General features: G+C 44.5%; 33 protein-coding genes. 24 read left to right on the top strand and 9 right to left on the bottom strand.

Annotation, left to right across the window (positions count from 1 at the left end; translation table 11 throughout):
* Nucleotides 1-19 precede the first annotated feature (19 nt).
* Nucleotides 20-274 (bottom strand): acetolactate synthase 2 small subunit, encoded by a 255-nt coding sequence (gene ilvM, locus E0Z06_RS14895; protein WP_132586398.1) that lies wholly within the window; start codon nucleotides 272-274, stop codon nucleotides 20-22.
* Nucleotides 271-1,926 (bottom strand): acetolactate synthase 2 catalytic subunit, encoded by a 1,656-nt coding sequence (gene ilvG, locus E0Z06_RS14890; RefSeq protein ID WP_132586395.1) that lies wholly within the window; start codon nucleotides 1,924-1,926, stop codon nucleotides 271-273. The genes ilvM and ilvG overlap by 4 nt, the downstream gene beginning before the upstream one ends.
* 399 nt (nucleotides 1,927-2,325) lie before the next feature.
* Here ilvG and E0Z06_RS14885 point away from each other — a divergent pair, with 399 nt between their 5' ends.
* Complete coding sequence (locus tag E0Z06_RS14885) at nucleotides 2,326-2,568, top strand: DUF1289 domain-containing protein (protein WP_132586392.1); 243 nt, start codon at nucleotides 2,326-2,328, stop codon at nucleotides 2,566-2,568.
* 51 nt (nucleotides 2,569-2,619) lie between these two features.
* Here E0Z06_RS14885 and E0Z06_RS14880 read toward each other — a convergent pair whose 3' ends face one another.
* The 3 genes from E0Z06_RS14880 to E0Z06_RS14870 form a co-directional block, all read right to left on the bottom strand.
* Nucleotides 2,620-3,381, bottom strand: coding sequence for an IS5-like element ISSpu10 family transposase (locus tag E0Z06_RS14880; RefSeq protein ID WP_011789342.1), 762 nt, complete (start codon nucleotides 3,379-3,381; stop codon nucleotides 2,620-2,622).
* 88 nt (nucleotides 3,382-3,469) lie between these two features.
* Entirely contained in the window at nucleotides 3,470-3,712 is a 243-nt protein-coding gene (locus tag E0Z06_RS14875) for a GlsB/YeaQ/YmgE family stress response membrane protein (protein ID WP_132586389.1), read from the bottom strand.
* Nucleotides 3,713-3,795: 83 nt separating this feature from the next.
* A complete protein-coding gene (locus E0Z06_RS14870) occupies nucleotides 3,796-4,383 on the bottom strand; it encodes a hypothetical protein (protein WP_132586386.1) in 588 nt (195 codons plus the stop codon).
* A gap of 195 nt (nucleotides 4,384-4,578) precedes the next feature.
* Here E0Z06_RS14870 and E0Z06_RS14865 point away from each other — a divergent pair, with 195 nt between their 5' ends.
* From E0Z06_RS14865 to E0Z06_RS14840, 6 genes are read left to right on the top strand one after another with little or no spacing between them, the layout of a single operon-like run.
* Nucleotides 4,579-4,965: a hypothetical protein gene (locus tag E0Z06_RS14865; protein ID WP_132586383.1), complete on the top strand. Its 387-nt coding sequence runs from the start codon at nucleotides 4,579-4,581 to the stop codon at nucleotides 4,963-4,965.
* A complete protein-coding gene (locus E0Z06_RS14860) occupies nucleotides 4,958-5,845 on the top strand; it encodes an ABC transporter ATP-binding protein (protein ID WP_132586380.1) in 888 nt (295 codons plus the stop codon). Before E0Z06_RS14865 ends, E0Z06_RS14860 begins: the two co-directional genes overlap by 8 nt.
* The gene (locus tag E0Z06_RS14855; RefSeq protein ID WP_132586377.1) at nucleotides 5,842-7,038 is read left to right on the top strand and encodes an ABC transporter permease; all 1,197 of its coding nucleotides are present in this window, start codon (nucleotides 5,842-5,844) and stop codon (nucleotides 7,036-7,038) included. The genes E0Z06_RS14860 and E0Z06_RS14855 overlap by 4 nt, the downstream gene beginning before the upstream one ends.
* A complete protein-coding gene (locus E0Z06_RS14850; RefSeq protein ID WP_132586374.1) occupies nucleotides 7,020-7,286 on the top strand; it encodes an acyl carrier protein in 267 nt (88 codons plus the stop codon). The genes E0Z06_RS14855 and E0Z06_RS14850 overlap by 19 nt, the downstream gene beginning before the upstream one ends.
* The gene (locus tag E0Z06_RS14845; protein WP_132586371.1) at nucleotides 7,283-8,374 is read left to right on the top strand and encodes a beta-ketoacyl synthase N-terminal-like domain-containing protein; all 1,092 of its coding nucleotides are present in this window, start codon (nucleotides 7,283-7,285) and stop codon (nucleotides 8,372-8,374) included. Before E0Z06_RS14850 ends, E0Z06_RS14845 begins: the two co-directional genes overlap by 4 nt.
* Nucleotides 8,374-8,919, top strand: a complete 546-nt coding sequence (locus E0Z06_RS14840; protein WP_132586368.1) for a hypothetical protein — start codon at nucleotides 8,374-8,376, stop codon at nucleotides 8,917-8,919. Before E0Z06_RS14845 ends, E0Z06_RS14840 begins: the two co-directional genes overlap by 1 nt.
* A gap of 6 nt (nucleotides 8,920-8,925) precedes the next feature.
* On the opposite strand, the gene E0Z06_RS14835 is transcribed toward E0Z06_RS14840, so the two are convergent.
* The 4 genes from E0Z06_RS14835 to E0Z06_RS14820 are packed head-to-tail and all read right to left on the bottom strand — an operon-like array spanning nucleotide 8,926 to nucleotide 12,458.
* Complete coding sequence (locus E0Z06_RS14835; RefSeq protein ID WP_132586365.1) at nucleotides 8,926-9,930, bottom strand: BtrH N-terminal domain-containing protein; 1,005 nt, start codon at nucleotides 9,928-9,930, stop codon at nucleotides 8,926-8,928.
* Between the two features lies 1 nt (nucleotide 9,931).
* Nucleotides 9,932-10,348: a hypothetical protein gene (locus E0Z06_RS14830; protein WP_132586362.1), complete on the bottom strand. Its 417-nt coding sequence runs from the start codon at nucleotides 10,346-10,348 to the stop codon at nucleotides 9,932-9,934.
* Nucleotides 10,338-11,498: a beta-ketoacyl-ACP synthase III gene (locus E0Z06_RS14825; protein ID WP_132586359.1), complete on the bottom strand. Its 1,161-nt coding sequence runs from the start codon at nucleotides 11,496-11,498 to the stop codon at nucleotides 10,338-10,340. The genes E0Z06_RS14830 and E0Z06_RS14825 overlap by 11 nt, the downstream gene beginning before the upstream one ends.
* A 42-nt stretch (nucleotides 11,499-11,540) precedes the next feature.
* Complete coding sequence (locus tag E0Z06_RS14820) at nucleotides 11,541-12,458, bottom strand: dialkylrecorsinol condensing enzyme (RefSeq protein WP_132586356.1); 918 nt, start codon at nucleotides 12,456-12,458, stop codon at nucleotides 11,541-11,543.
* Between the two features lie 168 nt (nucleotides 12,459-12,626).
* On the opposite strand from E0Z06_RS14820, the gene E0Z06_RS14815 reads away from it, so the two are divergent.
* From E0Z06_RS14815 to E0Z06_RS14735, 17 genes are read left to right on the top strand one after another with little or no spacing between them, the layout of a single operon-like run.
* On the top strand, nucleotides 12,627-13,328 hold the full coding sequence (locus E0Z06_RS14815) for a beta-ketoacyl synthase chain length factor (protein ID WP_132586353.1): 702 nt from the start codon (nucleotides 12,627-12,629) through the stop codon (nucleotides 13,326-13,328).
* On the top strand, nucleotides 13,328-14,119 hold the full coding sequence (locus tag E0Z06_RS14810; protein WP_132586350.1) for a lysophospholipid acyltransferase family protein: 792 nt from the start codon (nucleotides 13,328-13,330) through the stop codon (nucleotides 14,117-14,119). The genes E0Z06_RS14815 and E0Z06_RS14810 overlap by 1 nt, the downstream gene beginning before the upstream one ends.
* Nucleotides 14,094-14,348, top strand: coding sequence for a phosphopantetheine-binding protein (locus tag E0Z06_RS14805; protein WP_132586347.1), 255 nt, complete (start codon nucleotides 14,094-14,096; stop codon nucleotides 14,346-14,348). The genes E0Z06_RS14810 and E0Z06_RS14805 overlap by 26 nt, the downstream gene beginning before the upstream one ends.
* Nucleotides 14,349-14,360: 12 nt before the next feature.
* Entirely contained in the window at nucleotides 14,361-14,609 is a 249-nt protein-coding gene (locus E0Z06_RS14800; RefSeq protein WP_132586344.1) for an acyl carrier protein, read from the top strand.
* On the top strand, nucleotides 14,609-15,163 hold the full coding sequence (locus E0Z06_RS14795; RefSeq protein WP_132586341.1) for a hypothetical protein: 555 nt from the start codon (nucleotides 14,609-14,611) through the stop codon (nucleotides 15,161-15,163). Before E0Z06_RS14800 ends, E0Z06_RS14795 begins: the two co-directional genes overlap by 1 nt.
* On the top strand, nucleotides 15,144-16,496 hold the full coding sequence (locus tag E0Z06_RS14790) for an AMP-binding protein (RefSeq protein WP_132586338.1): 1,353 nt from the start codon (nucleotides 15,144-15,146) through the stop codon (nucleotides 16,494-16,496). The genes E0Z06_RS14795 and E0Z06_RS14790 overlap by 20 nt, the downstream gene beginning before the upstream one ends.
* On the top strand, nucleotides 16,489-16,845 hold the full coding sequence (locus E0Z06_RS14785; RefSeq protein ID WP_132586335.1) for a thioester dehydrase: 357 nt from the start codon (nucleotides 16,489-16,491) through the stop codon (nucleotides 16,843-16,845). Before E0Z06_RS14790 ends, E0Z06_RS14785 begins: the two co-directional genes overlap by 8 nt.
* Entirely contained in the window at nucleotides 16,838-17,584 is a 747-nt protein-coding gene (locus E0Z06_RS14780; protein WP_132586332.1) for a glycosyltransferase family 2 protein, read from the top strand. The genes E0Z06_RS14785 and E0Z06_RS14780 overlap by 8 nt, the downstream gene beginning before the upstream one ends.
* The gene (locus tag E0Z06_RS14775) at nucleotides 17,574-18,557 is read left to right on the top strand and encodes an acetyltransferase (protein ID WP_132586329.1); all 984 of its coding nucleotides are present in this window, start codon (nucleotides 17,574-17,576) and stop codon (nucleotides 18,555-18,557) included. Before E0Z06_RS14780 ends, E0Z06_RS14775 begins: the two co-directional genes overlap by 11 nt.
* Entirely contained in the window at nucleotides 18,538-20,127 is a 1,590-nt protein-coding gene (locus E0Z06_RS14770; protein WP_243695523.1) for an aromatic amino acid ammonia-lyase, read from the top strand. The genes E0Z06_RS14775 and E0Z06_RS14770 overlap by 20 nt, the downstream gene beginning before the upstream one ends.
* Nucleotides 20,120-20,545, top strand: a complete 426-nt coding sequence (locus tag E0Z06_RS14765; protein ID WP_132586323.1) for a thioesterase family protein — start codon at nucleotides 20,120-20,122, stop codon at nucleotides 20,543-20,545. The genes E0Z06_RS14770 and E0Z06_RS14765 overlap by 8 nt, the downstream gene beginning before the upstream one ends.
* Complete coding sequence (locus E0Z06_RS14760) at nucleotides 20,542-21,072, top strand: outer membrane lipoprotein carrier protein LolA (protein WP_132586320.1); 531 nt, start codon at nucleotides 20,542-20,544, stop codon at nucleotides 21,070-21,072. Before E0Z06_RS14765 ends, E0Z06_RS14760 begins: the two co-directional genes overlap by 4 nt.
* A complete protein-coding gene (locus E0Z06_RS14755; protein ID WP_132586317.1) occupies nucleotides 21,069-23,336 on the top strand; it encodes a hypothetical protein in 2,268 nt (755 codons plus the stop codon). The genes E0Z06_RS14760 and E0Z06_RS14755 overlap by 4 nt, the downstream gene beginning before the upstream one ends.
* A complete protein-coding gene (locus tag E0Z06_RS14750) occupies nucleotides 23,323-24,564 on the top strand; it encodes an NAD(P)/FAD-dependent oxidoreductase (RefSeq protein ID WP_132586314.1) in 1,242 nt (413 codons plus the stop codon). The genes E0Z06_RS14755 and E0Z06_RS14750 overlap by 14 nt, the downstream gene beginning before the upstream one ends.
* Nucleotides 24,546-25,109 carry a DUF3261 domain-containing protein gene (locus E0Z06_RS14745; RefSeq protein ID WP_132586311.1) on the top strand — a complete coding sequence of 188 codons (564 nt, stop codon included), beginning with the start codon at nucleotides 24,546-24,548 and terminating at the stop codon, nucleotides 25,107-25,109. Before E0Z06_RS14750 ends, E0Z06_RS14745 begins: the two co-directional genes overlap by 19 nt.
* Nucleotides 25,106-26,290: a beta-ketoacyl-[acyl-carrier-protein] synthase family protein gene (locus E0Z06_RS14740; protein WP_132586308.1), complete on the top strand. Its 1,185-nt coding sequence runs from the start codon at nucleotides 25,106-25,108 to the stop codon at nucleotides 26,288-26,290. Before E0Z06_RS14745 ends, E0Z06_RS14740 begins: the two co-directional genes overlap by 4 nt.
* Complete coding sequence (locus tag E0Z06_RS14735) at nucleotides 26,287-26,739, top strand: hotdog family protein (protein WP_132586305.1); 453 nt, start codon at nucleotides 26,287-26,289, stop codon at nucleotides 26,737-26,739. The genes E0Z06_RS14740 and E0Z06_RS14735 overlap by 4 nt, the downstream gene beginning before the upstream one ends.
* Nucleotide 26,740: the final 1 nt, after the last annotated feature.

Raw genomic sequence — 26,740 nt, 5'->3', positions numbered from 1 at the left:
AAATAAAAGGTAAATAGCTTTAAGCTCTTAACATGGCTAAGTCAGCAGACACCAGCTCTAGCTGCTGAATGTCATACAGTTTATGCAGTTGGTTAGTTAGCAGCTGAATAGGTTTATCGCTGCGAACGGTTAACGTTATACATAAGCTGCTGGCATCAGCGTGGCTTGCCAGTTCTAAGCCGGCTAACTCGTAACCGCGATAGCGCGTAACCTGCAGCAAGCGCTCAACTATGGCCGGTGTGTTGTTGGTGGTGATATTTAATACGTGGTTCATGCTTTTTGCTCCGTGATCATATCTTCATTGGCGGCACCTGGTGGTACTAATGGCCAAACGTTGTCTTTTTCATCAATACTTACATGCAGTAAGTACGGCCCAGGCCAAGTAAACATGGCTTCTAACGCGCTTTCTACTTCATCTTTGCGGGTAATGCTGTGGCCTGGAATGGCAAAAGCTGAGGCCAAAGCAACAAAATCGGGGTTGTCAGATAAATCGGTTTCGCTATAGCGTTCGTTAAAAAATAACTGCTGCCATTGCTTTACCATGCCTAAGCGTTGGTTATCGATAATGACTATTTTTACTGGCAAGCGAAAACGTTTAATGGTGGCTAACTCTTGTACGTTCATCATAAAAGAGCCATCGCCTGATACGGCAATAACGGTGTCTTGCGGCCGCGCTAATTTAGCGCCAATGGCTGCTGGTAAACCAAAACCCATAGTGCCTAAACCGCCGCTAGATAAATGGTTACGCGGGTTATTAAAACGCATATGTTGCGCCACCCACATTTGGTGCTGGCCCACATCACAGCACACTACGCTGTTATCTGGCATGCGATCGCTTAACTGCTTTAACATTAATGGCGCGAAAATACGCTCGCCCGGGTGATCATAACGCCAGCCGTGTTGCTGCTTTAACATTGCGCAATGTGCCAACCAGTTTGGGCAGTTAGTGCTAGATGATATTGCCGGTAAAATTTGTTGCATATCGCCCAACAAAGCCGCATCAGCAAAGCGTACTTTATTAATTTCGGCCGGATCAATATCAACATGAATAACCTTGGCTTCAGGGGCAAATTTTTGCAGGTTGCCGGTTACGCGGTCGTCAAAACGTGCACCTAAACAAATCAGCAAGTCGCACTGCTGCACCGCGAAGTTTGCCGCTTGCGTGCCGTGCATACCCAGCATGCCTAAATAATGTGGGTTGTCTTTGGCTACCGAGCCCATGCCTTTTAATGTGGTAACAGATGGCATAGGATTGTCGGCTAAAAATTGCTGTAATTGCGCCATGGCACCGGCCATATGCACGCCACCACCGATATAGGCCATCGGTTTTTTTGCTGCCGCAATTAACTGGCGCGCTTTAGCTGCATTAGTTAACGAGGTGCTGATTGCTGTGGCACTGTGCTTGGTAAATGGGCTGGGTCGGTAGTCAATCTCGGCTAATTGCACGTCTTTAGGAATGTCGATTAACACAGGTCCCGGCCGGCCACTTTGTGCAATAGCAAAGGCTTGATGCAAGGTAGCCTCTAGCTCGTGCACGCTGCGCACCATAAAACTGTGTTTAGTTATGGCTAAACTTAAGCCTAAAACGTCAACTTCTTGAAAGGCATCAGAACCCATTACCGCTTGCGACACCTGCCCGGTTATTGCTACTACCGGCACTGAGTCTAATAACGCGTCGGCTAGCGAGGTAATGATATTGGTTGCGCCAGGGCCAGAGGTGGCCATGCAAACGCCCACTTTACCCGATGCTCTGGCGTAACCAATAGCTGAGAACGCGCCGCCTTGTTCATGCCGACATAAATAGTGCTTTACGTTGCTTTGATACAAGGCATCGTAAATCGGCATAATAGCGCCGCCGGGATAGCCAAAAATGGTATCCACTCCGTGTTGCTGCAGCACCTGTATTACCAACTCTGCGCCTTTCATTATTTTATCCTCTTGCTCTGGTTAACTTTTTTAATGCCCAAAAACGAAAAAACCCCCGGTCCTTTCGGAGCGGGGGTTGGTTGGAATTCGCCTAAGCTACTTTATTTTTTCCAAACACGCGCCCCCGCGGCGACTAATAATCACCACGACGAGGACAATAATGTTAAGAATGGCAGCTAAACGCATAATATTATTCTGACCTATTTACTTAGTTAGATATTTTTTAATTAGGTAGTCTGCAACACAGACCGAATGACTATTAGAAATAGCCGTCTATCAATCCGAAGTCAAACAGTTTTTTCAATTAGACAAAAAATAGTCAGTTTCTGCTCTGGGTTTGCGTGGTAAAGAGTTCTCAGCGTACACTTACACTATGTGTAAATTAGTGAGCCTAGTGGTGTGGATCAGTTAGAACTGTTTGATCTACCAAACCCTTGTATTGGCGTGTGCCAAAGCAATAGCCGTGGTTACTGTTTAGGCTGCTTGCGTTCACGCGACGAGCGATTTAACTGGCACCAAAAGCCAGTTGCTGAGCGAGCACATATTTTAAAATTATTGTCGCAGCGCCGAGCTAGATTAAATGCAAAAAGCAAAAGAGACAGCGACTCACCACAAGCCGGCGAGTCGCTAGATTTGTTTTGAGGTTAGATGGGCAGTTATTATTAGGGCCTGTTGATCTTTGCTGTTTATAATTTAGCCAACCCACATTGGCAGCCATATAAGGCAGCAAGCCAAGGCCAGTGTACTTGCATAATTCCGGGCTAATTTATCATACCTTGTTGCTACTGAGCGGTAATGTTTTAGCCTGGCAAACACGTTCTCAACCAGATGGCGATATTTGTACAGACACCAGTCAATATCGCCATTACCAATCTTCGAATTACGCTTGCGCGGTATGTTAGGGACGCCCTTTTTTTCTCGGATCTGCTCTCGTATCTTCTCGCTATCATAGCCCCGGTCAGCGATAACGTGTTCGGCATCAGGCAGTTGTTTTAGTAATTCTATGGCTGCTTTACTGTCATGAACCTCACCGCCTGTCACAATAAAATCTATTGGCAAGCCGCAACTATCCACTGCCATATGGATTTTCGTCGTGTTACCACCACGACTTTTCCCAATCGCTTCTTTATCTTCTGAGCGAGCACCTGTCGCATGCTGATGCGCTTTGACGATGCTGCCGTCTATAAATTCCCACTCTAAATCAGCCAATTGCCTTAACTCTGCGAATAGCTGCATTAGAATGCCTTTCTTAGACCACAGGTTAAAACGCCGGTAGATGGCGCTCCAATCTCCAAAAGCTTCTGGCACATCGCGCCAAGGGCAACCGACCCGCATCCGATACAAAATGCCTTCGAAAGTATTTCTGTGTTCCGGCTTGTCATATACGCGGCCCGTTTTAAGCATCAATCTGATTAGCTTTGACCAGTACTCGTCTGTTAACATTGTTCTTGGCATGATGGGTTGTCATGGTTAGTTTTTGGCGAAAGTAATTATACCAGCCCATCATGCTGTCTAATAATCCATCACGAAAGATCAACAAGCCCTAGTTCTTTTTTACTACACTAATTAAAAACAATAACACTACAGCGCCAACAGTTGCTGTTACTAAAGAGCCAATTAAGCCAAAAGCTGCTAGCCCTAGCATACCGAACAGAAAGCCACCAAGAAACGCGCCGACAATGCCGACAACCATATTGCCAAGAAGACCAAAACCACGGCCTTTCATAATAAGCCCTGCCAGCCATCCTGCTATTGCACCTATAATTAAAAATAAAATAAAATTCATAAATCACCTTTTTTATTATAAATATGGCTGGTTATAAGTTAGCTCAAAACTAGTACTTAATCTAATCAATAAAATACCAGGTTTTAATTTATAGCCTGTTTTTGTTCGTTTATTTCTAGCTTAGCATCAGCATATTGATATGTTAAACACAGCATATAACCGTGTAATGATAAGTGATACTGCGGTTCTGTTAGCTTAACGGATTGCTGCAATAGGTTGAGTAATGGCTCACCGCTATATTTGCTGTAGGCCTCTGCTGCTGTCCAGTGTTGATAAAACTCAGTTAAATTTTTAGCCCCTGCAAGGGCTGGATATTCAGTGATAAATTCAGTAATGTTTCGAGCTTTAATTTGCTCAATATCTAAACCTAATCGATTAGTTTGGCTTATTGCTACTGCTATCGCTTGTGCTGAATGGCTGATAGATAACTGCCATGGCTCACTTAATACCCTTAACGTTGGCGCTTTATCAGTTGGCAAATCAATAGCTATGTTGTTATAGCTAATACCATGATAACGCAGTAATAACTGACGAATTAATGCGCGACCATTACAAAATTGCAGCGCTCTTTTGTTGGTTAGTGTTTGCGCATACTGCCATTCAATATTAGTTAGGTACGCTTGGCACTGCAGTAAGGGCAATAATTGCAACCTATAGCCTAGCAAAATCATATTTTTGCCCTGTTTATAAAGCCACGTATTTTAATAAGCCGCTATTTATACTGCTAGCATACCGTTGAATGATATTAGATGTCACACCTTTGTATATACTGGCAATCGTGACAATGGTTTATTGCTGCGGTAGACTTCGGTTTTTTATTTTGCGGGCAATTTATCATCTTAAATCGTATTGCTATAGAACAGCTATTGCCCCATCGCGGCGCCGCACTTTGGCTTGACTCTGTCAGTGTTATTGCGCCGACATATATTGTAGGCACTACTACCGCCGACTGTTTAAGGCTATATGGCCCAAACTGCCCAAGTTACTTGCTATATGAAGCCGCAGCACAATTGTGTGCGGTACATGGCGCGAGCATCTCTAAGATCACGCGGCGAGCCTATGTGGTAAAAGTGCAAAAAGTAAAAATATATCAAATAACAGCTACTGCCATGCCAGTAACAGTAAGCTGCGAACTGCTTAGTAAAAACGAAGCGGGTGCGCAGTATCAGTTTGAGGTAAGTCAGACGCAACCTATACTTAGTGGCACGTTATTAGTGGCAGTAGAGCATGTAGAGGCCGCTAAACATGCTTAAATTATCTGCAGTAAGCTATCGTTATCCAGCAGCTGAAATTGACGCACTGCAAGCATTAACTCTGTCATTAAACGCCGGCGACATTATTGGCTTACTGGGCCCTAATGGCGCAGGTAAAACCACGTTATTTTCGCTATTAAGTGGCTTAGTTAAGCCCACCAGCGGGCAATTAACTTGGCAAAAAACTGATACTCGAGTGGGCTTGGTGCCGCAACATTTGGCATTTTATAGCCAGCTTAGCATTGCTGAAAACCTGGTATTTTTTGCTGACATATACCAACTTAAAGGCGCACAGCGCCAGCAACAGCTGCAAATGGTAATTGAGGCTTGTAACTTAAGCGATAGGCTTAAGCAACGCGCAGCAACACTATCGGGTGGCTGGCAGCGCCGACTAAATTTTGCCATTGGCATATTGCAGCCAGCAGATGTTTATCTGTTTGATGAAGCCACTGTGGGGGTAGATGCGCAATCTCGCCAGCAGTTACTTAACGCCGTAAAGCAACTGGCGGCAGCGGGTAAAACCTTATTGTATACCAGCCATTATTTACAAGAAATTGAACAAATTGCGAATAGAATCTTGGTGTTACAGCAAGGGCAGTTATTGCTTGATGCGCCAATAAGTCAGTTGAGCAGCGATAGTTGGCAGCTAATGGTGCAATGGTCTCAGCAAGCTCCGTTAGGCTGGTTAGAATTAGTGGCTAAACTGGGCTTAACTGCCGAGCCATTAGCACAGGGCTCTTTAATAAGCTTAACAACGACTGCACAATGGCAACAATTAAACCTGTTTATTACTACTCAGATGGTGCAGCCAAAACTACTACGTTACGGTAGGCCCTCGTTAGAGCAACTGTACTTGCATGTGACTGGGGGGCAGTTATGAGATTGTGGGCGCTATTAAGTAAAGAGTGGCGTTTATTGTGCCGAGATATACACGCTTTAGCGGTATTGTTTTTAATGCCGCTGACCTTTGTACTACTAATGGCTTTTGCGTTGTCTGATTTAAATTCTGGCACACCCGCTACGGCCAGTGTTAGTTTGCTACAACATGCAGATGACGCTGATAGTCGTTTTTTTGCCGCCGCCTTGGCTGAGCAAATTACCGTGCTAACGACTGTTACTGACACGACTAATAATTTAACCCAGGTTGTTACTGATAAAAACTTTAGCGAGTTATTAAATCAAGAAGCGACCAGCACTTTGCCGCAATTACAGCTAATTTTTCCTGCTAGTACAGTTCCTGTGCTGCGCCAGCAAGTGCGGTCGGCGGTAATACTTAGCTTGGCGCAAACTCGCTTACACGCATTTTTAAGCGCTAACGAGATGCTGTCTGATGAACAAAGCTTAACAGAACAATTAGCTATTGTTCGCCAACAAACCGATAGCACCATAACTGAGCTTGATTTAGGCACTAAGGGCCAAGTGTTTGGCCAAGCCAGTGCCAGCCAGCATAGCGTGCCAGCTTGGCTAATATTCGGCATGTTTTTTGTTATGCTACCTATGGCAAATACCTTGCTAGCTGAGCAGCAAAGCGGCACTTTGTTGCGGTTAAAGTCGGCCGGTTTGCCCCCGCTAACGCTGGCCTTAGGTAAATGTTTGCCATATTTTATGATTAACTTGTTACAGTTTGCTTTGCTGCTTACGGTAAGTTACTTGTTGTTGCCCGTGTTAGGGCTTGCACCGCTGCAGTTTAATGGCAGCCCAGTGGCATACCTTGTGTTAGCGAGTAGCATTGCGCTATGCAGCAGCTGTTTTGGCTTTTTAATTGCCAGCTTAGTGCGCAGTAATGAGCAAGCCCTGATGTTAAGTGGTGGTTGTAATATTATTCTGGCGGCGGTAGGTGGCATTATGGTGCCAACAGTAGTAATGCCTGAAGCCATGCAGCAAGTTGCGGCATTGTCGCCAATGAATTGGGCACTAGAAGGTTGCCTTACTTTACTGACCGGACATGGTGACATTGTTGATATTATGCCGTCAGCATTAAAACTAGTACTGTTTGCGCTAAGCAGTTTTGCTTTAGCGTACTTTATTTATAAATATAAAATGAGCCGGATAAAATGGACCGCAATTTATTAAATAAACAATTAAAACAACTGCTTGTGATTGAGTGTGACAAGGAAGATGATTTAAATTGGCAGGATATTCTTAATAATGAAGTCCTATTTGGCAGTAGTAGTAGGCTAGATTTAGATAGTCTTGATGCGTTGCAGTTAAGTTTAGCTGTGCAAAAAAAGTATGGCGTACGCATTGAAGGCGCCAGCCAAGGGCGTAAGGTGCTGCACAGTATTGATAGCCTAGCCGATCATATTTTGGCGAACGCATGATCCCAGTTTATCTTAGTCAGTTTCATCTTTGTTCAGCATTAGGTGCAAACTTAGCGCAAGCGGTAGGCCGCTATGCTAAGGGTGAACTGCCGTTACCTGCGCCGAGCTTAGATCGATTACAATTACCCTATTTGGCGGCGCCAGCAGACAAGCTGCCACTACGAACACGATTACATAACTTAATAGATGACACTCTTAACTCGGCTAATTTAACCGCAGCAGAGTGCTTATTACTTGTTGCCTCTACTGGGTTAGATGTGTGTTTAATCGAGCAAAAACTGCAGCAAGGCGCACCACTAGACATGGCATTATTGCCGTCGTTTGATAGCTTTAGCGAGCAGTTTGACGGCCGATTTAATTTTGCTGCTATTCGGCTGCTTAATACGGCTTGCACTAGCGCAGCTAATGCTTTGCTTTATGGCCAGCGTATGCTGCAAGCGGGTTTATATCGTCATGTGTTGGTTTTAGCTTTTGAGCCGCCAGGCCAAATTACGCTATCTGGCTTTAATGCGTTGGAACTTGCCAGCCGCAGCGGCCAGTATCGGCCGTTTCATCCGCAGCGCGATGGCCTGTTATTAGGCGAAGTTTATGCCGCAGCCATACTAAGTGCGAAAGCAGATAAAGCACCAATAGCAGAATTAATTGGCGGTTACAGTGCCTGCGATACCTACAATATTACTACTACAGCAGAAGATGGTAGCCATATTGCAAAAGTAATGCAGCTGGCGTTGCAGCAAGCTGCAGTTAGCATTGAAGACATTGCTTTGCTAAAGCTACATGGTACAGCAACCTTGGCCAATGATACGGCTGAGCAAAACGGGGTTTTACGGTTATTTGGCACTAATATTCCGCCATTAGTGGTGTTAAAACCCTATTTAGGCCATACCTTAGGAGCTTGCGGTTTAAGCGAGCTAGCACTGCTATTTGCTACCCTACAACAACATACCCTTCCGCCGCTATCTTATGCTAAAGACGCTAGTCTTCCTTTTAGCGATACCGAATTGAGTGTTGAACCTAAAGCTATTGTTATGGCTAATTTCTTTGGTTTTGGTGGCAATAATGCCAGCTTATTGTTGAGAAAATACTGATGTTTAGCGTAATACAGCATTATGAGTTGGAATTAGACGCCAATATTAGTGATAAAGCATTAAAGCAGATGTTGGGCCAGCAGCTAGCAAAAATGCCGCGTCGGATGGATCGTTTAGCCTTATTAACCCTGTTATTGGCAGTGCCTTTTCGTGGTCAGCTAGCCAGTAATAGCGGTATTTATTTGGCCGCAGATTATCCTTCTTTGGGTAATATGCATTCTTTATTAGATACAGTAATAGTGCAGCAGCAACTACCCAAACCGTTCGAGTTTATTAATAGTGTAAGTAATGCGGCCAGTTTTTATGCTGCACAAATGCTGGCGTTAGACGGCCCTAATGTATTTATTGGCGCCGGCAAAGAGCCGTGGCAACCGCTAACCGAGTTAGCCTTTGCCGACTTACAGTGCCATATAGTGCCTGAAGTATTGTTAATTCGCTGCTTACAAGGTAAAAACCAGTTATGCGGCCAAGCCGTGCATTTACGAAGCGGGCATTGGCAACCCACACACTGGCAGTTTAGCGATTTTGCTACCGCACCGCGTTAAGCAAAGTTAGGCTTTAACTGGTGTTTTACTCCATGCGGCCAATTGCTGCATTAATTCACGCTCTTGTTGCGCTAACTGACGTAAAGCTGCAGCGAGTTGAGCAAAGTCAGGTGTAGCTTGTTTGGCTTTACAGTACTGCACCAGTAATGACGCAAAGCCGCGCCAACCATCACCAATTAATGTCATTTTATTCGCAGCATCGTGCAACATGGCTTCATTTAGCTTATCGGCCGCTTCTTGTAAAAAAGACGCATACATAAAACGAAACCCAGCCCCACCTGTGCCTATTTCTTCTTGCATTCGTACTATATGAGTGAGATATAAGCGATTATATTTTATGGCGCTTGGATCAAGCTGTTCAATTTTTTTCGCTAAATGAAAAATACCGCGCACACCAATCCACGGCAAGGGCAAGCCATCTAGAATGCGGCTGGTTGCTTTAATGCTTTGGCGAATTAGCACTGGCCAATTTGGCTCTGCTGGCGTATTACCTAAAGTGTACATTAAGCCTTTTGGCGCCAGCGCACCTTTAGCAAAACGGGCTTTATTTAATGCCACAACGTCACATTGCACTACGTCTTCAAATACCGGATCACTGATCAGGTAATTGTTATGTTCTTTGCCGTATACCAATAGGTTATGGGCATTAAAATGAAAACGCATTTCCGCGGGAAAATACGGTAACCAAAACACACTAGTTTGTAAGCCAACAGCTTGTTGTTTAGCTAAAGCCTGATCAAGCGCCTGCTGGCCTGCTTTAACTTGGCTAAAACGCTGGCTTTGAATATTAAGCCCTAAGCGTTTATTTAACGTATTAATAATATGTTTTGGTGGCATACGATATGCTATCAGCGGCATGCCGTTGAGCTTAACAATGGGCAAATAAGCAAACGCTAACGCCGACGATAGGCCAAAAACCATAGGCTCACTAATAGGAAAACCTGCATTGGTTAGTAAACTAGACATAACGCCGCTTTCGCAGTGTGCACTTTGTTGATGAATAAAGGTCATGTTATTCCTGCGAAGATACTGGTAACTGATAAGCCTGCAGCTGGGCTAAAGGCACAGCTAACGCGTCGCTGTAACGCTGTAGGATACGTAACGATAAGCGGCGGTAGTGTGTGGGTTTAAAATGGCGGCGAATACGCCAACGCCAAAAACCGCTAATCTGGCTTAGGCCTGTTTCATCTAGTCTAGCTTGATACATTAGGTAAGGCAGAGGTGACAAATGCCCCTGCTGCCATTGGTTGTAGGCGGCTGCTGCTTGCTGTTCTAGCGCTTCAACCGCTAAAGCGGTAGCAAAGGCTTCTGTGTCCCAGCCACTGCTTTGGCTGCCAGTATAGCGGCCGTTGCTGTTGGTAACGTACAGCAGCTTTTTGTGGCCGCCATAGCTACTGCTATCATGCTGAGGTACATCATCAAGCTTCATTGCCAACCACTTCTAATAGCATAAAGGCACTAGAAAAACGGCCACTTTCTGGGATGTAGCAAAGAATAGTTTCGCCAGCCAGTAGCTTTCCGCTATGAAACAACTCTTCTAGCATAATAAAAATAGAGGCGGAGCCGGTGTTACCTTTAGTGGTAAGATTAGTAAACCATTTATGCTGCGGGATCACAAAATTAATATTCTCTAAGCCGGTTAGCAGCCGGTCGCGAAAGTATTCTGATGAATAATGTGGTAAAAAATAATCTATTTGCTCGGGCAACATGGGATGTTTTTCTAACACACGCAATAGCGCCTGCTCTACGGTAACAGTAACGATATTTTCATTAAGTAGTTTAACATCTTGCTTAACCGACATTACCGATTGCTCAGCACGGCCTGCGGCGTCAAAATGAGTCCAGCCTTGTAAGCCCGTTTCGGTATGTTCCGCCCCAGCATACATGCAAGTAGGTAGCTGGTTAGCGAACGAGATAATATCAATCCAATGTACACGTAAGCTTAACCCATCTGCAGCAGGCTCATTTTGTAGCCACACTGCACCTGCGCCATCTGACAGCATCCAGCGTAAAAAATCTTTTTCAAATGCTAATTCTGGTTGCTTGCCTAACAGTTCTAATTTTGCTTCAGCCTCAGCATTAAAATTACGCGCGTGCATCATATTAGAAGCAACTTCAGAGCCGCAAGCTACGGCATTACGGCTGTTGCCGCTGGCAACACTCATCCAAGCGTACTTCAGTGCGGTAATACCACACAAACAAATGCCAGCCGTGGCCACAACTTCACAAGGTGGGTTACCCAGTTCGCCGTGCACCATAACTGCGTGATTCGGCATTAGCTGATCGGGGGCTGAAGTGCTAGCAGCAAGACATTCAATGCTATTTAGTTGCTCAGGAGTAGAGCAAAGTTTGCGAATTGCTGCAGCTGCTAACTGCGCATTATTTAAACCCGCTTTGCCGGTAGCCGGATCAATAACATAGTGGCGTTGCGTAATACCGTTGCTGCGTAGAATTAGGCGCCTAGCTCGGGAAGGTTTATTACCCACCAGCCCTAACCGGGTTTCCATTTGCTCATTTGATACGGCATCAAAGGGCAATTCTGCTGCAATGCGACTAATATAAACGGGGTGTATGGACATCAAATTACCTTCAACTTACTTCTTAAACTGATCTGTACTGTTTTATTCACCAGACGGTGCAGCAAAATAGCGTTTTTGCTTGGCGATACGTTTTTTAGTTAACGGCGCCAGCAATGTTTTTACCAGCGCGGTAATGGGCACCACGGTAACAATTAATAGCAGTAAAAAACACACATAAACCATTAAACCTAATTTGCGGCGCACACTATGCTCTGGCCCCAGTTTATATAACAACCTAGCCCAGATACTAAAGCTATGGTTGCCAACGCGCTCACTAGCAATTAATTTTTCATCAATAGTTACGGCTTGCAGCCCAGTTAGCATACTGCAAGTAATAACGCTATCGTCAGCTTGTAAACGTTGGACGATACGCTCACCAAAGCGGCTGGCCGCGGCAATATCTTGTTCACTGATACCGGCTTTAGGCAACCAGCGTTTAGCTTGCTGTTTACCGGTAAACATCCACATTGGCGTGGCAAGAAAGCTAGCCGCACTGCCACATTTGTCTACTAGGGCAATATTATCGACTAAGTTCGCTTGCAGCCGTTGTAGGTGCGCTTTAACTTTTTCTTGAGCCATCAGCCACATATTGCGGCAGCCAATTAAGGTTACAACGGGGGTGTTTTGAAATAATTGTTGCGCTAATGGACTTTGCAAAAAACTACTGATAGGCAGCGATGGTGATAAAAACCATACTTGATAGGCCAAAATGATTAGGTCGTATTTATCGGCTAGTGCAGTTGTTGGTGGCAGTAACGGTTGCGGCACCTGTAGTACTGTTTCAGGGAAAATGGTAAAAAAACGCACAAACGGCCAAGGAAATGGATAGGCGGTAACGGGTTGCACAGCAAGAAAATCAATCTTAATGCTATCAGCCTGTTGCAACGGCGAACACACAGAGGAAACCACCCGGCTAAGCTGGCCAGTTTGCGAATAATGGATCACTAATACTCTGCGCATCTTGTATTATTTATACCTACTAAATGTATCGAACTAGTGATTTTGCACGTTAACGGCCCTGTGGGTCAATCAATATTGAATTAGAGCATTTTTATTTTGTTTTTACCTGTGCTTTATATATGATACACGGTTTTTAGCGGTGTTATTTTAGGTAATGGGTGATGCTATATGGAATTATATATAAAATCATGGGCAATTTGGATGCCGTCACCAAGCAATAAAGATAATGCTAACTCAGGCGCTGCTATGCAACCGCAATTAAATCAAGTGCCTGCAATGACACGCCGACGTTTAAGTAAATTAACTAAGCTCGCGTTTGATGTTGCCTTACAAGCCAGTGCAGAGCAAAGCAGCGGTCAGTTGCCTACTGTTTTTGCTTCTCGGCATGGCGATTTGCATAAAACGTTGCAGCTACTGCAGCAGCTTGGTCGCCAAGAAGAATTATCGCCCTCACAGTTTGCTTTATCGGTACATAACGCTATTAGTGGTCAATTTAGTATGTATAGCCAGAATCAAGCTGACAGTAATGCGATTGCAGCAGGCGCAGATACTTTGCATTATGCCGTATTAGAAGCAGCAGCGCGCTTTAGTAGCGAGCCAGATTTAACCCAGCTATTAGTTGTGTATGCTGATGAGCCTGTGCCAGAACCTTATCAGCAATTTTGCCAAGATCCGTCAATGCCAATTGCGCTAGCACTGCTATTGCATCGTAGCGAAGGGCAATTAGTGCAGTTTATTATGCAAAGTAATGCAGCTAGCCAAGCTGAGTCTGATCAAGCGTTTAAATTAGTGCCGTTTTTACAAGGTGAACAAAATCAATTAGAGTTGGCTGGGCATCTGCGGCAATGGTTGTGGCGTAAGGTGAGCTAATGCAAAGATTAAATCACTGGTATCGTATTTTAGCTACGGGCTTTTGCTTTGTATCCTTTGGTGTTGGCGGCGTGTTGCTATCTATCACGGTATTTCCGCTACAGCGTTTGTTTATTCGCGATGTGGAGCAACGTAAATTTCAAGCCCGCAATACCGTGCATATTACCTTTAAAGGCTTTATTGCTTTAATGCGGTTTGTTGGCATTTTTAATTTTAATTTAACTGCGGCAACTAAACTGCGTGAGGCACGTGGTCAGATTATTATTGCTAACCATCCTAGCTTAATTGATGTGGTTGCATTAATTGCGATGACTCCGCAAGCCGACTGCGTGGTTAAAGCGCAGCTATTTCGTAACCCGTTTATGCGAGGTGTGATTACTAGCACTGGCTATATTAGTAACTCCGATCCGGATAAATTATTAGATGATTGCGCTGCATCTTTGCAAAAAGGCAATAATTTAATTATTTTTCCAGAGGGCACGCGTACTACACCAGGAGCTGAGTTGTTTTTTCAACGCGGGGCAGCCAATATCGGGCTGCGAGCAAGGCGTGGATATCTAGCATTGTATATTTGTTGTCAGCCAAGTACCCTCACCAAACAAGAAAAGTGGTACCAGGTACCGGCAACAAAGCCTAGGTTGAGCATTCAGTATTTGAAAGATATTCAACTAGACGATAATTTAGAAACTATTCAGTCCCCTTCGTTAGCTGCACGTCAGCTTACTAGGGATTTACAAATTTTTTATCAACAGGCAGTAAAGCAACATGAACTCTTTGAAACTCGAACTTAAGCAGCTGATTATTACTACATTGGAGTTAGAAGATATTACTCCAGATGACATAGATGATGACGCACCGTTATTTGTTGACGGCTTAGGGCTAGATTCAATTGATGCGCTGGAATTAGGCCAAGCATTAAAAAAACAATATAACATTAAACCTGATGCAAACTCTGAACAAAATAAACAGCATTTTGCCAGCCTGAATAAGCTGGCATTGTATGTTAGCCAACAGCAGTAACTGGAGCAAATAATGAAAACTAAACAAGATGTGTTTAATCTGCTGCAGCAGTTGATGGTAAAAGAGTTTGAGCTTGATGCTGAGCAAATTAATTTAGATGCGCACTTATACGAAGATTTAGATTTAGACAGTATTGATGCAGTAGATTTAGTTGTAAAGCTGCGTGAGCTTACTGGTAAAAAAATTGAACCAGAAGCCTTTAAGTCTGTGCGCACTGTAGGTGACGTAGTTAACGCGGTTTATGCTTTGATTGAAGTTTAATGCGCGTAAAGGGCCTACTTAGTGCGGCTTTAAAAGTATCGCTGCTGCTTTACCCCGTTTACGTTTGGTGGGCAATAAACCACTGGCATCCGGCTACCGCACTGTTGCCAATTGCCAGTATTGCCTTGCTTAAATCGTTTACCGGTGATGCAGGCTTGGCTAGCCGTGGTTTTTTTTTACTAACCTGCCTCGGCTTGGTGCTAGCTATGCTGTTAGGCCAATCTGAACACGCCATGTTGTATTATCCGGTATGGATGAACGCTGGCATGTTGTCATTGTTTGGCTACTCTTTACGCTACCCACCTACGGTGGTTGAGCGTATTGCGAAACTTATGGACGGCGAGCTGGATGAAAAAGCTATAGCTTATACACGTAAAGTGACCCAAGTATGGTGTGTGTTTTTCTTATTAAATGGCAGCATAGCGTTTGTTACTGCTGTGCTGGGTAATTGGGATCTGTGGCTGTTATACAACGGCCTTATCGCCTATGTACTAATGGGGTTGCTGATGTTTATAGAGTGGCAGGTAAGACGCGTTGTTAAAACAGCAAAATAACCATTGGCACTTAGGTTGGTCATCAGCAACAGATCCGCTATTTACTGACGGTATTAATGTTGTTACTGCACAGCAATGGCAACAACAATTACTGCAGGTTAAAGCCTACGTTTCTGCTTGTTCGGGCAATACTGTTTTACTATATCAATCTGATGCGTTGTGGTTTTCATTATGGTTTGTTGCCCTTAGCCAACTGGGCAAACACATAGTACTAGCGCCAGATAACCAGCCACACACCTTAGCACTTGCGATGGAGCATTGTGATTGGCAAGCACCTAGTGCGCTTTTTGAAGTGTGCACTATAAACGACGACGTTAACCGAGGCTTTCAGGACATATTGCTGCTAAGCAATAACACCAAAGTGAGTTTTTTTACCTCTGGCTCTACTGGGCAACCTAAGCTTGTTACTAAACAATTAACTCAGTTGTTATTAGAAGTACAAACACTGCAGGCGCAGTTTGCGATTGGCTTTAACCAGAGCACCTTATTTGCCGCTACTGTGTCTTATCAGCATATTTACGGTTTGTTGTTTCGTATGTTGTGGCCTTTATGTTTTGGCCATTTGCAATATCGACAGCAGCTAAGTTATTTAGAGCAATGGCAAGACTTACTGCAGAGTTATCAACTGGTGTTTATTGCCAGCCCTGCTCATTTAGCTCGATTTGATGATATTGCAATTCTGGCACCTGTTGCTAAGCAATGTCTGCGTATTTTTAGTTCAGGTGGCCCCTTAGCTGATGATATTCCAGCGCGCTATATTGGCGCCTTAGGGCAGGCACCAACAGAGGTGTTTGGCAGCACAGAAACCGGTGGTATCGCTTTTAGGCAACGTAGCAGTGCAGATACACCTTGGCAGGCGTTTTCAGGCATTAGTATCAGTCAAAATCAGCAGCTGGCGCTGCAGGTTAACTCGCCTTATCTTGATGGTGTTGGTACCTTTACCACTGCAGATCAGGTGCAATTACTCACTGCAGATACCTTTCACTTGCTAGGTCGGTTGGACCGAATTGTCAAAATTGAAGAAAAACGCTTGTCGTTACCTGAAGTTGAGCATCACTGCCTTACCTGCCCATTAGTGGCTGAAGTTGCTGCCGCAGTATTGCAGCAAGCTAAAGCTCAGCTGGCATTGGCTGTGGTATTAACCGAAGCCGGTGAGCATTTATTACAACAACAGGGTAAATTAGCGGTAAACCAATATTTAAAGCAACATTTACTGCAGCGCTTTGAGCGTGTAATGTTACCGAAAAAATTTCGCTACGTGTCGGCTTTGCCCTACAATCAGCAGGGTAAACTGCCGCTGATGCAACTGGAAGCTCTGTTTTATCATGACTAACTTATTTCCTACAGTACAGGTACTGCAACATAGCGACCACAAAGTGGAGTTGCAATTAGGTATTAACCCAGAAATTGCCTATTTTGATGGCCATTTTCCACAAGCACCAGTGCTGGCAGGGGTTACTCAGCTGCATTGGGTTGTAGAGTATTGTAAACAGCACTTTTCTCAACTGGCTGAGGTGGTGTCCGTTGAGGTATTAAAGTTTCAGGTAATGATTCGCCCACATGATAGTTTAACCTTATTACTTGAGCTGAATGGCGAAAGCACCACTCAGTTTAGTTATTTTAAGCAACAACAAAAAGTCGCCTCAGGCCGCTTAAAGTGGGCCTTAAAAGGCGATGCATAATTGTTTTGTTATTCCAATCTATAACCACCATGACACCATAGCGCACACGGTGCAGCAACTGCTGCCATTTGGTTATTCAGTTATTATTGCTGATGATGGATCGGATGCAGCAACTAAGCAGGTACTAGCTGAACTAGCGTCGCAGCATCAGCAAGTTGAGGTGATAACACTGCAACAAAATTCTGGTAAAGGTGTGGCTATGTGTACTGCCATGCAACATGCCTACCAGCGTGGCTTTAGCCATGCGTTACAAATTGATGCTGATGGCCAGCATGACATTACCGACATACCCTTGTTTTGGCAAAAATCGGCGCAGTACCCACAAGCGCTAATTAGTGGTGCGCCGGTATATGATAGCTCTATGCCAATAGGGCGTAAAATAGGCCGCGAAATTACCCATTTTTGGGTGCGCATTGAAACGCTGTCGTTACAAATTAAAGACTCTATGCTCGGCTTTCGCGTTTATCCACTGCAAAGTTGTGTCGACATTATGCAGCGGTATGCTATTGGTCAGCGGATGGATTTCGACACCGACATCATGGTGCGATTGTTCTGGCATGATGTGCCTGTGTACTTTATTGCCACTAAGGTAATTTATCCGCCAGGTGGGCGTTCAAACTTTAAAATGCTGCGAGACAATTGGCTAATTAGTAAAATGCATACGCGATTGTTTTTTGGCATGTTATGGCGTGTGCCGCATTTACTAACGCGTCGCCAACGAGTAAAACATGAAGGCTAAGCAAACACATTGGGCTAAAAAGCAAGAAAACGGTAGCTACATCGCTATTCGCATGTTGCTAACCCTGTACCGCTTTGGCGGTAAGTGGTTAATAGTGCTGTGCTTAGCGCCGGTGCTGGCATATTTTTTTCTTAAAGACCGCAGTGCTCGTAATGCGTCGCTCGATTTTTTGCAGCAGGTGCATCAATTTAAAGGCGCCGATAGCCCGTTTAAACACAAACCCGGTTATTGGCAAAGCTATCTGCATTTTTGGCAGTTTGCCCAAGCTGCACTCGATAAAATTGACGGTTGGTTAGACCGTATTCCACGAAGTAAAGTCACTTATGGCGGCAGTTTACCCTTTGAGAATATTGTCTATTCGGGCAAAGGCGCACTAATTATTGGCAGCCACTTAGGTAACCAAGAAGTGTGTCGTGCTTTGGTTCGCAGTAAGTACCCAATTAAAATTAACGTGTTAGCGCACACCCAGCATACCGCCGCATTTAACCGAATTTTAAAAGAAAGCAGCAGCGATGTTGACCTGCGATTAATTGAAGTTACTGAGTTAACCCCAGCCGTTAGTGTAATGCTTAGCGATTGTATCGAGCGCGGCGAGTTGGTAGTTATTGTTGGCGACCGTATTTCTGCACAAGCCCCAGAGCGCACAGTATGGGCCAATTTTCTTGGTAAGCCGGCGCCGTTTGCTATTGGCCCTTGGGTGCTAGCTAGCGTGTTGCAGTGCCCAGTATACCTAATGTTTTGTTTAAAGCAGCAAGATGGCTATAGCCTAATGTTTGAACCCTTTGCACAGTGCATTAGCATACCGCGTAAGCAGCGCCAGTTAATTATTACCGAGCAAGCACAACGCTATGCCAATGTGCTAGAACAAGTAGCATGCCGCTATCCTTTACAGTGGTTTAATTTTTATGATTTCTGGCAGCTTCCTGGCGCCGGACAACACAAGGAACATTCTGGTGACAACAGTAGTAACTGACTCTGCTAAGCATTCTTCTTCCACTGCTGTTATCTTTGGTAATGGTCGAATTAGTATTGAACAAATTAGTGCAATAGCGCAGCAACACCTCAATGTTGCCCTAAGTGACGCCCCACTTTTTCAGCGCCAAATTGACGCTGGTGTCGCATTTCTAGATAAATTGCTCGAAGAAGATGGTGTTATTTACGGCGTAACCACAGGCTACGGCGATAGCTGTACGGTAAAAGTGCCATTATCGCAAGTGCATGAGTTACCAATTCATTTAACCCGCTTTCATGGTTGTGGCTTGGGTGATTACTTTACACCAGAGCAAGGACGCGCCATTCTGGCCACGCGCTTATGCTCGCTAACTCAAGGTTATTCTGGGGTTAGTTGGCCTTTATTGCACCAGTTAACCACTTATTTAAACTTAGATATAATACCGCGGATCCCTCAAGAGGGTAGTGTTGGTGCAAGTGGAGACTTAACGCCGCTGTCTTATGTTGCCGCCAGTTTAATTGGCGAGCGCGAGGTGTATTTTAAAGGCGAAGTGCGCCAGATAGCCGACGTGTTGCCCGAGCAGGGTTTAACGCCTATTAAGCTACGGCCAAAAGAAGGCTTAGCCATTATGAATGGCACTGCGGTGATGACGGCATTAGCCTGTTTGGCTTATCAGCGCGCAGAATACCTAACGCGTTTATCTAGCCGTATTACTGCATTGGCCAGCTTGGCTTTAAAAGGTAACAGCAATCATTTTGATGAAATTTTATTTAGTGTAAAACCTCACGCTGGTCAAAATGAAGTGGCGAGTTGGATCAGAAACGATTTAAATCATCATGAGCATCCGCGTAATTCAGACCGTTTACAAGACCGATATTCTATTCGTTGTGCGCCGCATATTATTGGTGTATTGCGCGATGCCTTACCGTGGTTTAAGCACACTATCGAAAATGAACTTAATAGTGCCAATGACAACCCCATTATTGACGGTATTGGTGAGCACGTTTTACACGGCGGGCATTTTTATGGTGGCCACATTGCTATGGTTATGGATAGCATGAAAACAGCAGTGGCTAATTTAGCTGATTTACACGATAGACAAATGGCGTTATTGGTTGATAGCAAATTTAATAATGGCTTACCGTCAAACTTATCTGGTGCAACGGCAGAGCGTCGTCATATAAACCATGGCTTTAAAGCTGTACAGATAGGCTGCAGTGCCTGGACCGCTGAAGCGCTGAAGTTAACCATGCCAGCCAGTGTGTTTTCGCGCTCTACCGAATGTCATAACCAAGATAAAGTTAGCATGGGCACTATTGCCGCGCGTGATTGCTTGCGGGTATTGCAATTAACCGAGCAAGTTGTTGCCGCTTCATTACTAGCAGTAAAGCAGGGCGTGCAGCTAAGAATTAATCAAGGCGAATTAAACGATACTAGCCTAACCACTGATATGCAGCAGATGTTAAATCAGCTGCAGCAAGACTATCCGCTACTAGAAGAAGACCGACCGTTAGAGCACAGCTTGCGGCAGTTAATTGGTCAAATTCAGCAGCAGCATTGGCCCTTATATCAGGAGACTGCAGATGCATAATTCTGCAATAAAACAGGCTGAAATAATTATTGATGTACCATTTTTTGATGTTGATGCTATGCAGGTAGTTTGGCATGGTAATTATGTAAAATATCTCGAAGTGGCGCGCTGTGAGTTATTACGTAGTTTTAATTATGATTACAACGACATGTCAGACTCTGGCTATATGTGGCCTATTGTTGATATGTCATTAAAGTATGTTGGCTCAGCGTTATTTGCCCATAAAATTAAAGTGGTGGCAACGCTAAAGGAATGGGAAAACCGTTTACGCATCGATTATTTAATTACCGATCTTGCTACTGGTAAAAAGTTAACCAAAGCCAGTACTATTCAAGTGGCTATTGATATAGCCACCCGGCAAATGTGCTTTGAGTCGCCAGCGATATTGTTTGAAAAACTAGGATATGCCAAACCATGAGAACAATGCGCTTTGTCGTAATACTGTTATGCGGTTTATTTTCGGTGCTGGCTCAGGCTAGCACCGACTTACTACCGTGGCAGCCGTTGCAAGGCAAGGTGCTGTTTACTCAAATTAAGAATTTGCAGGGCTTACCTGTGCCACTGAGTAGTAGTGGTTATTTAGATCTTGCTGCGCAACAAATGCTATGGCACACCATTACACCGGTTGACAGCAAGTTGCTTATTACGACCCAAGGTGTAAGCCAGTGGCAGCAGCAGGAATACGTGGCTATTACTGGCAGTGAATTTGTTGGCCAGTTAATGCTGGCAGTGCTACAGCAAAATGTAGAATTTATTCAACAACAGTTTAATTTAGCCTTAGATAATGCAGGCTGCACATTGTTACAGCCCAAACAGGCGCCGTTAGATCAACTGTTCACACAAATAATATTGTGTGGCGAAACCGAACTTAATAGCGTTACTCTGCAAGAACAAAATGGCAACAGCACTATTATTACCTTGCAAGTTGAAGCGGCAGCGCAGTGAGTGGTTTATTTAAAAAAGGTTACTTATATCTGTGGTTGCTAGCCGGTATTGCTGTGCTGGCCTATTTAGTGGCTGCAATTCCTAGCGCGCGTTGGAGTAGTAATATCACTGCTGCAATACCGAGTTCGGGCATAGCGTGGCAGCAGCAGCTTATGCAACAAAATAATAGTAGTCGCCATATCAGTATTTTACTCAGTGGCACTGGCTTGTCAGAGTTACAGCAAGCGGCAACGCAATTAACCCAACAACCTGCGGTACAACTGCATTGGCTTTCGCCCGGTGTCGCATTGCAGCAATTACAGCACTTGTATCAGCAACATCAAGCATTGTTAGCTAGCCCAGAACAATTAGCGCTGCTGCGCAGTAGGCAGTATCAAGCCTTAGTTGATGCCGCTTGGCAGCGGCTATACAGCCCAGCCCCTTTACTGGCAAATGCATTATTGCAAGACCCATTGTTGCTTACCCAACAACGCTTAGAACAGCAAAACAATAGTAACGGCTTAGCACTTCGTCAGAATTGGTTTGAGCTAAGCCATGAAGGTCAGCCTGCCGTATTGTTATACGCTAGTTTGGCTATTGACCCTTTTGATCGCAACAATGGCGCAATAGTGGCAGATGCGTTAGAGCGACAATTACAACAATTGCAGCAGCAGTGGCCAGAGCTTAATATCGCGCGCAGTGGCGTGTTGTTTCATGCTGTTATTGCCGCAGAAAATGCCAGTTTTGAAATGCAGTTTTATGGTGGTATTTCACTTAGTGCCATTTTATTACTGATTTGGTTTAGCTTTGCTAGCTGGCGCCCGTTAGTTTTGGCTTTAGTTACATTAAGTTTCGCCTCTGCCTTTGGCTTGGCAGCAGTATTGCTGATATTTGAGCAGCCGCATGTACTAGGGTTAGTATTTGCTACCACTCTTATTGGTATCGCTATCGATTACTCGTTTCATGGCATCTTGGCCGCTAATAAGGGACGCAGTGCCTTTCAGCGTATGCTGCCGTCGTTACTGCTTGGTTTAATTACTACTTTACTGGGTTATTTAGCACTAATGTTTTTGCCATTTCCGATATTAAATCAGGTGGCGGTATTTATGGGTGCCGGCTTAATAGCCGCATTTTTAACGGTACAGCTGGTGTTTTTACCTTGGTTACCTAAGCGCAGTATGGTTGTTAATCGTTATTTATTAGGCTTTTGTGCAGTTGTTAGCCAAGCGTATTGTCGAGCTAACCGTAAATTAGTGCTTATAACCGGCATAATTATATTAGTACTAGTTAGCAGTGCTTTATGGCGGCAAATTCAGTTTAGTGATGATGTGCGTTTGTTTAACCAAAGCCCTGCGGCATTGCTGCAGCAAGAGCAGCTAGTGCGAAGTAGCGGAGGTCAAAACTGGGATAGCCGTTTTATTGTATTGTTAGGCGATAATACCGAGCAGCTATTGCAGCAGGAGTTAGCATTACAAGACTTACTGCATAGCTGGCAGCAGCAAGACAAACTAAGCGACTGGCAAGCAACTGTGCAGCGTGTGCCGCCATTACAACTACAAACTGAATTACAACAACTATTGCAACAGGCTTATCAAAGTGAATCAGTACAACACTACTTGCAGACATTGCAACTTAACGCACCAGCACTAATCAGCAATAGGCTAACGCCAGATAGTTTTCCCAGTAGCTTTATGCAGCAAATACAGCCGCTAAATAAACAACTAGCCAGTGTTATTTTGCTACGCAATGTAAGCTTAAGTGCTTCTGATATCCAGCTGCTTAAGCAGTATCAAGGCACGTATTGGCTAGATCCGATTGCCGACACTAACACCAGCTTGGCGCATCTTCGTAACCAACTTAGCCTATGGTTTGCTGTGGCGTTAGCCTTTGCTGTAATGGTATTACTTTGGCGCCGTGGCGGCAAAATTACAGCCGGTATTGTATTAGTGTTAGTGCTAGCGATTAGTAGTGCTTTGCTACTTAGTTTGCAGATCCAGCAACAGTTAAATATTTTTAATTTAATAGCAGCGTTATTGGTGCTGGCCTTAGCGTTAGATTACGGTATATTTTTTACCGCGGGTCTAAAACATGAAGATGTAGTGCAGGCAGTATTGTTGTCAGCCACTACCAGTTGCTTAGCATTTGGTTTATTAGGTTTTAGTAAAACACCAGCCATTGCTAGCTTTGGTTTAACAGTATTTCTGGGTGTAGCTTTGGCATGCATGCTAGCGCCGCTACTTAGTATCTTAGCTATAAAGGAGAATGAAAATAATGCAGCACTTTGACGTCATTATAATAGGTGCAGGTCCATCTGGTAGTAGCGCTGGCGCTATGTTAGCTCGAGCTGGGAAAAGTGTTTTGTGTATTGAAAAACAGCATTTTCCACGTTTTAGCATTGGTGAAAGCTTATTGCCGCATTGTATGGAGTTTTTAGCAGAAGCCGGTTTAGAACCCGCTTTACAGCAACAAGCAGCTGAACTGGGTTTTCAATATAAAAATGGTGCCGCTTTTTTAAAGCAAGGAATGTATACCGATTTTGATTTCACCAAAAAATTTGGTGAAGGCCCGGGCACTACCTTTCAGGTAAAACGTGCTGGCTTTGATAAGTTGCTGGCAGATGAAGCTGAAAAACAAGGGCTGCAAATTCGCTATGGTATTAGCTTAATTGGTCTTGATAATTCAGCCGACGCTTTAACAATATTAACCGTACAAGACGAACAGCAAAATACCAGCCAACTTAGTGCAAGTTTTGTGTTAGATGCCAGTGGCTTTGGCCGAGTGTTGCCGCGCTTACTAGATTTAGAACTTCCATCAAACTTTCCAATACGAGAAGCTAATTTTTGTCACATTAATCATGGCATTACTAACCCAGAGTTTGACTCGAATAAAATACTGATCACGGTACATGATCAACACGATGATATTTGGTTTTGGTTAATTCCGTTTAGTGACGGTACGGCTAGCTTTGGTGTCGTGGGTAAAACAGAGCGTTTTGATAGTAACCTCTCCCATGAAGAAAACTTATGGCAGCAGTTGCAGCAAACTCCCAAGCTTGCCGAGTTATTGATTAATGCTAAGCCGGTAAATGAAGCGAGAAATATCACTGGTTACTCAGCCAGTGTAAAACAGCTATACGGTAAAAACTATGCCTTATTGGGTAACGCGGGCGAGTTTCTTGACCCGGTGTTTTCATCAGGCGTTACTATAGCGTTGCGCTCTGCTGCCACCGCGGTACCATTAGTAATACGTCAACTTAATGGCGAGCAACCCGATTGGGAGCAGGAGTTCAGTGTACCGCTGCGTAAAGGTATTAAAACATTCCGCTTTTTTGTTGAAGCTTGGTATGACTGTCGCTTCCAAGACGTTATTTTTAGCACAAAACGTAATGACGGTGTCACAGCAATGATAAGTGCTATTTTGGCCGGATATGCTTGGGATGAGACTAATCCTTATGTGGCTGAAACCGAGCGAAGGATGAATGTACTAAGGGAAATATGTCTCGAATCTGTTTAATCTTTGTTTTGCTATTAACCGGCTGTCAGCTAAAACCAACATTAGATGACAGCTGGATAGCGTTAGGTGAAGGTTACTATCAATTAACTGATGCCTGGCCAGAGCCAGCTCAGCAATTAATGCAGCAGGTTATTTGGCTCGATAATGCACAGCAACAACAGTTTATTATTAGTGCACTTTTACAGCCAGAGGCAATATTGCTGGTCGCCGTGTCGCCACTAGGGCAAGAATTGTGGCGACTAAGCTATCAGCCTGAGCATCAAATGACGGTATCGGGTATAGCGCCATTTAATCAGCCAGCATTTGCCAAAGTGTTGTTAGCGCAAATGCAAATGGCGCTGCTTAGTGAACAGCAATTACAGGCTAGGTTACAGCACCTAAGGTTGCAACAAGACGGCAATGAAAGAGCGCTGTATGATAATGACGGCAGGCTATTGTTACAAATAAGCAATGCTGGTCAACTTGCTGCCGGCGAGAAAATCATCATTAAAGCACCAACCTATAGGTTGCAAATTATTACTTTACAGCAGGATTATTTGCCATGACCCAAATGGTTCTTAGCGCACTGGGTATATGCTGTGCCCTTGGCCAAACAAAACAACAGGTATGGCAAAATGCAATACAAGGTAGCCGCGACGGTATGCGCTGGCGTACAGATTTATTGCAATCTGACAAAGCGGTAGTGGTAGGAGAAGTTAGCGCGCCATTGCCTGACTTATCGCATTGGCCACCGTTATACCAAAGCCGAAACAACCAGCTTGCAGCACTAGCATTTCAGCAAATTGCGGCAGAAGTAGCCGTTGTACGCCAGCAATATAGCGCACAGCGTATTGCGGTGGTTATTGGCACTAGCACTTCTGGTATTGCCGAAGGCGAGCGCGCAATGCAGCAGTATATGCAACAGCAACAGTATCCTGCGGGTTATCAGTACCAGATACAAGAAATGCTAGCGCCAGCTGAGTTTATTGCTCAACTAGCCGAAGTAACCGGCCCTTGTTATGCTATTTCAACAGCATGCTCATCCAGTGCCCGCGCGCTAATGAGTGCACGTAATTTATTACAAGCGGACCTAGCCGATGCGGTAATTGTTGGTGGTGTAGATTCACTTTGTCAGCTTACTATTAATGGTTTTCATGCACTTGAATCAACCTCAGCTGGCTTCTGCCAGCCGTTTAGTGTTAACCGTGATGGCATTAATATTGGTGAAGGTGCGGCATTGTTTGTCATGCAAAAAGGAGCTCAAGGTATTGCTTTGCTAGGTGCTGGCGCCTCGTCTGATGCGCATCATATGTCAGCGCCGCACCCAGAGGGGCGTGGTGCAGTATTGGCCATTAAGCAAGCCTGTGACAACGCGGGTATTTTACCAATACAGTTAGATTATATAAATTTGCACGGTACAGCTACACCATTGAATGACAGCATGGAAAGCCAAGCCTTAGCGCAGCTAGGGTTAGCCGAAGTACCGGCTAGTGCAACTAAAAGCATGACCGGCCATACCTTAGGTGCAGCCGGCGCTATTGAAGCAGCACTTTGCTGGTTAACGTTATCAACCTATAATACTACGCAAAACTTGATCCCCCACTGCTGGGACGAACAGCCCGATCCTGAATTGCCCTCATTACACTTGGTGGCACCACAGCAGCGTGGAAGTGTTCAATACTGCCTATCTAACTCCTTTGCATTTGGCGGTAACAATATGGCACTAATACTTGGTAAAAAAATATGATAACAGGCTATAGCATTGAACAAGTATTACCGCATCGTGCGCCGATGATCTTGCTTGACCGCTTTATTGAAGCTGGCGCCGACTATGGTATTTGTAGCCTAATAATATCTGAAAATAGCCCGTTTTATGACAGCGCTCGCGGTGCAGTTCCAGCCTATGTTGGCATTGAATATATGGCGCAAACCATAGCGGCTTATGCCGGTGCAAATAGGTTGGTAGCTGGTGGGCAGGTGAAAATTGGTTTTTTGCTCGGTTGCCGTAAATATCAACCCTTAGTAACGGAATTTACTATTGGCACAGAACTAACAATTCACGCCACGCAGCTGGTACGGGAATCGTCCGGTTTAAGTGTATTTGAATGTAGTATTAGCAAGCAGCAACAAGTGTTGGTTAATGCACGGCTTAACGTATTTGAACCTGATGACCATGAAGCATGGTTAACGGAGTAGT

Origin of the sequence: Rheinheimera sp. D18 (genome assembly GCF_004345025.1) — a bacterium.
Taxonomy (GTDB): Bacteria; Pseudomonadota; Gammaproteobacteria; order Enterobacterales; family Alteromonadaceae; genus Alishewanella; species Alishewanella metallidurans.
This window is presented reverse-complemented; position numbering and strand designations above follow the sequence as displayed.

What these genes read in the sequence shown, in the direction of transcription:
- ilvM (WP_132586398.1), bottom strand. Translation starts at nt 274, where the DNA reads ATGAACCACGTATTAAATATCACCACCAACAACACACCGGCCATAGTT.
- ilvG (WP_132586395.1), bottom strand. Translation starts at nt 1,926, where the DNA reads ATGAAAGGCGCAGAGTTGGTAATACAGGTGCTGCAGCAACACGGAGTG.
- E0Z06_RS14880 (WP_011789342.1), bottom strand. Translation starts at nt 3,381, where the DNA reads ATGCCAAGAACAATGTTAACAGACGAGTACTGGTCAAAGCTAATCAGA.
- E0Z06_RS14875 (WP_132586389.1), bottom strand. Translation starts at nt 3,712, where the DNA reads ATGAATTTTATTTTATTTTTAATTATAGGTGCAATAGCAGGATGGCTG.
- E0Z06_RS14870 (WP_132586386.1), bottom strand. Translation starts at nt 4,383, where the DNA reads ATGATTTTGCTAGGCTATAGGTTGCAATTATTGCCCTTACTGCAGTGC.
- E0Z06_RS14860 (WP_132586380.1), top strand. Translation starts at nt 4,958, where the DNA reads ATGCTTAAATTATCTGCAGTAAGCTATCGTTATCCAGCAGCTGAAATT.
- E0Z06_RS14855 (WP_132586377.1), top strand. Translation starts at nt 5,842, where the DNA reads ATGAGATTGTGGGCGCTATTAAGTAAAGAGTGGCGTTTATTGTGCCGA.
- E0Z06_RS14850 (WP_132586374.1), top strand. Translation starts at nt 7,020, where the DNA reads ATGGACCGCAATTTATTAAATAAACAATTAAAACAACTGCTTGTGATT.
- E0Z06_RS14845 (WP_132586371.1), top strand. Translation starts at nt 7,283, where the DNA reads ATGATCCCAGTTTATCTTAGTCAGTTTCATCTTTGTTCAGCATTAGGT.
- E0Z06_RS14840 (WP_132586368.1), top strand. Translation starts at nt 8,374, where the DNA reads ATGTTTAGCGTAATACAGCATTATGAGTTGGAATTAGACGCCAATATT.
- E0Z06_RS14835 (WP_132586365.1), bottom strand. Translation starts at nt 9,930, where the DNA reads ATGACCTTTATTCATCAACAAAGTGCACACTGCGAAAGCGGCGTTATG.
- E0Z06_RS14830 (WP_132586362.1), bottom strand. Translation starts at nt 10,348, where the DNA reads ATGAAGCTTGATGATGTACCTCAGCATGATAGCAGTAGCTATGGCGGC.
- E0Z06_RS14825 (WP_132586359.1), bottom strand. Translation starts at nt 11,498, where the DNA reads ATGTCCATACACCCCGTTTATATTAGTCGCATTGCAGCAGAATTGCCC.
- E0Z06_RS14820 (WP_132586356.1), bottom strand. Translation starts at nt 12,458, where the DNA reads ATGCGCAGAGTATTAGTGATCCATTATTCGCAAACTGGCCAGCTTAGC.
- E0Z06_RS14815 (WP_132586353.1), top strand. Translation starts at nt 12,627, where the DNA reads ATGGAATTATATATAAAATCATGGGCAATTTGGATGCCGTCACCAAGC.
- E0Z06_RS14810 (WP_132586350.1), top strand. Translation starts at nt 13,328, where the DNA reads ATGCAAAGATTAAATCACTGGTATCGTATTTTAGCTACGGGCTTTTGC.
- E0Z06_RS14805 (WP_132586347.1), top strand. Translation starts at nt 14,094, where the DNA reads ATGAACTCTTTGAAACTCGAACTTAAGCAGCTGATTATTACTACATTG.
- E0Z06_RS14800 (WP_132586344.1), top strand. Translation starts at nt 14,361, where the DNA reads ATGAAAACTAAACAAGATGTGTTTAATCTGCTGCAGCAGTTGATGGTA.
- E0Z06_RS14795 (WP_132586341.1), top strand. Translation starts at nt 14,609, where the DNA reads ATGCGCGTAAAGGGCCTACTTAGTGCGGCTTTAAAAGTATCGCTGCTG.
- E0Z06_RS14785 (WP_132586335.1), top strand. Translation starts at nt 16,489, where the DNA reads ATGACTAACTTATTTCCTACAGTACAGGTACTGCAACATAGCGACCAC.
- E0Z06_RS14780 (WP_132586332.1), top strand. Translation starts at nt 16,838, where the DNA reads ATGCATAATTGTTTTGTTATTCCAATCTATAACCACCATGACACCATA.
- E0Z06_RS14775 (WP_132586329.1), top strand. Translation starts at nt 17,574, where the DNA reads ATGAAGGCTAAGCAAACACATTGGGCTAAAAAGCAAGAAAACGGTAGC.
- E0Z06_RS14765 (WP_132586323.1), top strand. Translation starts at nt 20,120, where the DNA reads ATGCATAATTCTGCAATAAAACAGGCTGAAATAATTATTGATGTACCA.
- E0Z06_RS14760 (WP_132586320.1), top strand. Translation starts at nt 20,542, where the DNA reads ATGAGAACAATGCGCTTTGTCGTAATACTGTTATGCGGTTTATTTTCG.
- E0Z06_RS14750 (WP_132586314.1), top strand. Translation starts at nt 23,323, where the DNA reads ATGCAGCACTTTGACGTCATTATAATAGGTGCAGGTCCATCTGGTAGT.
- E0Z06_RS14745 (WP_132586311.1), top strand. Translation starts at nt 24,546, where the DNA reads ATGTCTCGAATCTGTTTAATCTTTGTTTTGCTATTAACCGGCTGTCAG.
- E0Z06_RS14740 (WP_132586308.1), top strand. Translation starts at nt 25,106, where the DNA reads ATGACCCAAATGGTTCTTAGCGCACTGGGTATATGCTGTGCCCTTGGC.
- E0Z06_RS14735 (WP_132586305.1), top strand. Translation starts at nt 26,287, where the DNA reads ATGATAACAGGCTATAGCATTGAACAAGTATTACCGCATCGTGCGCCG.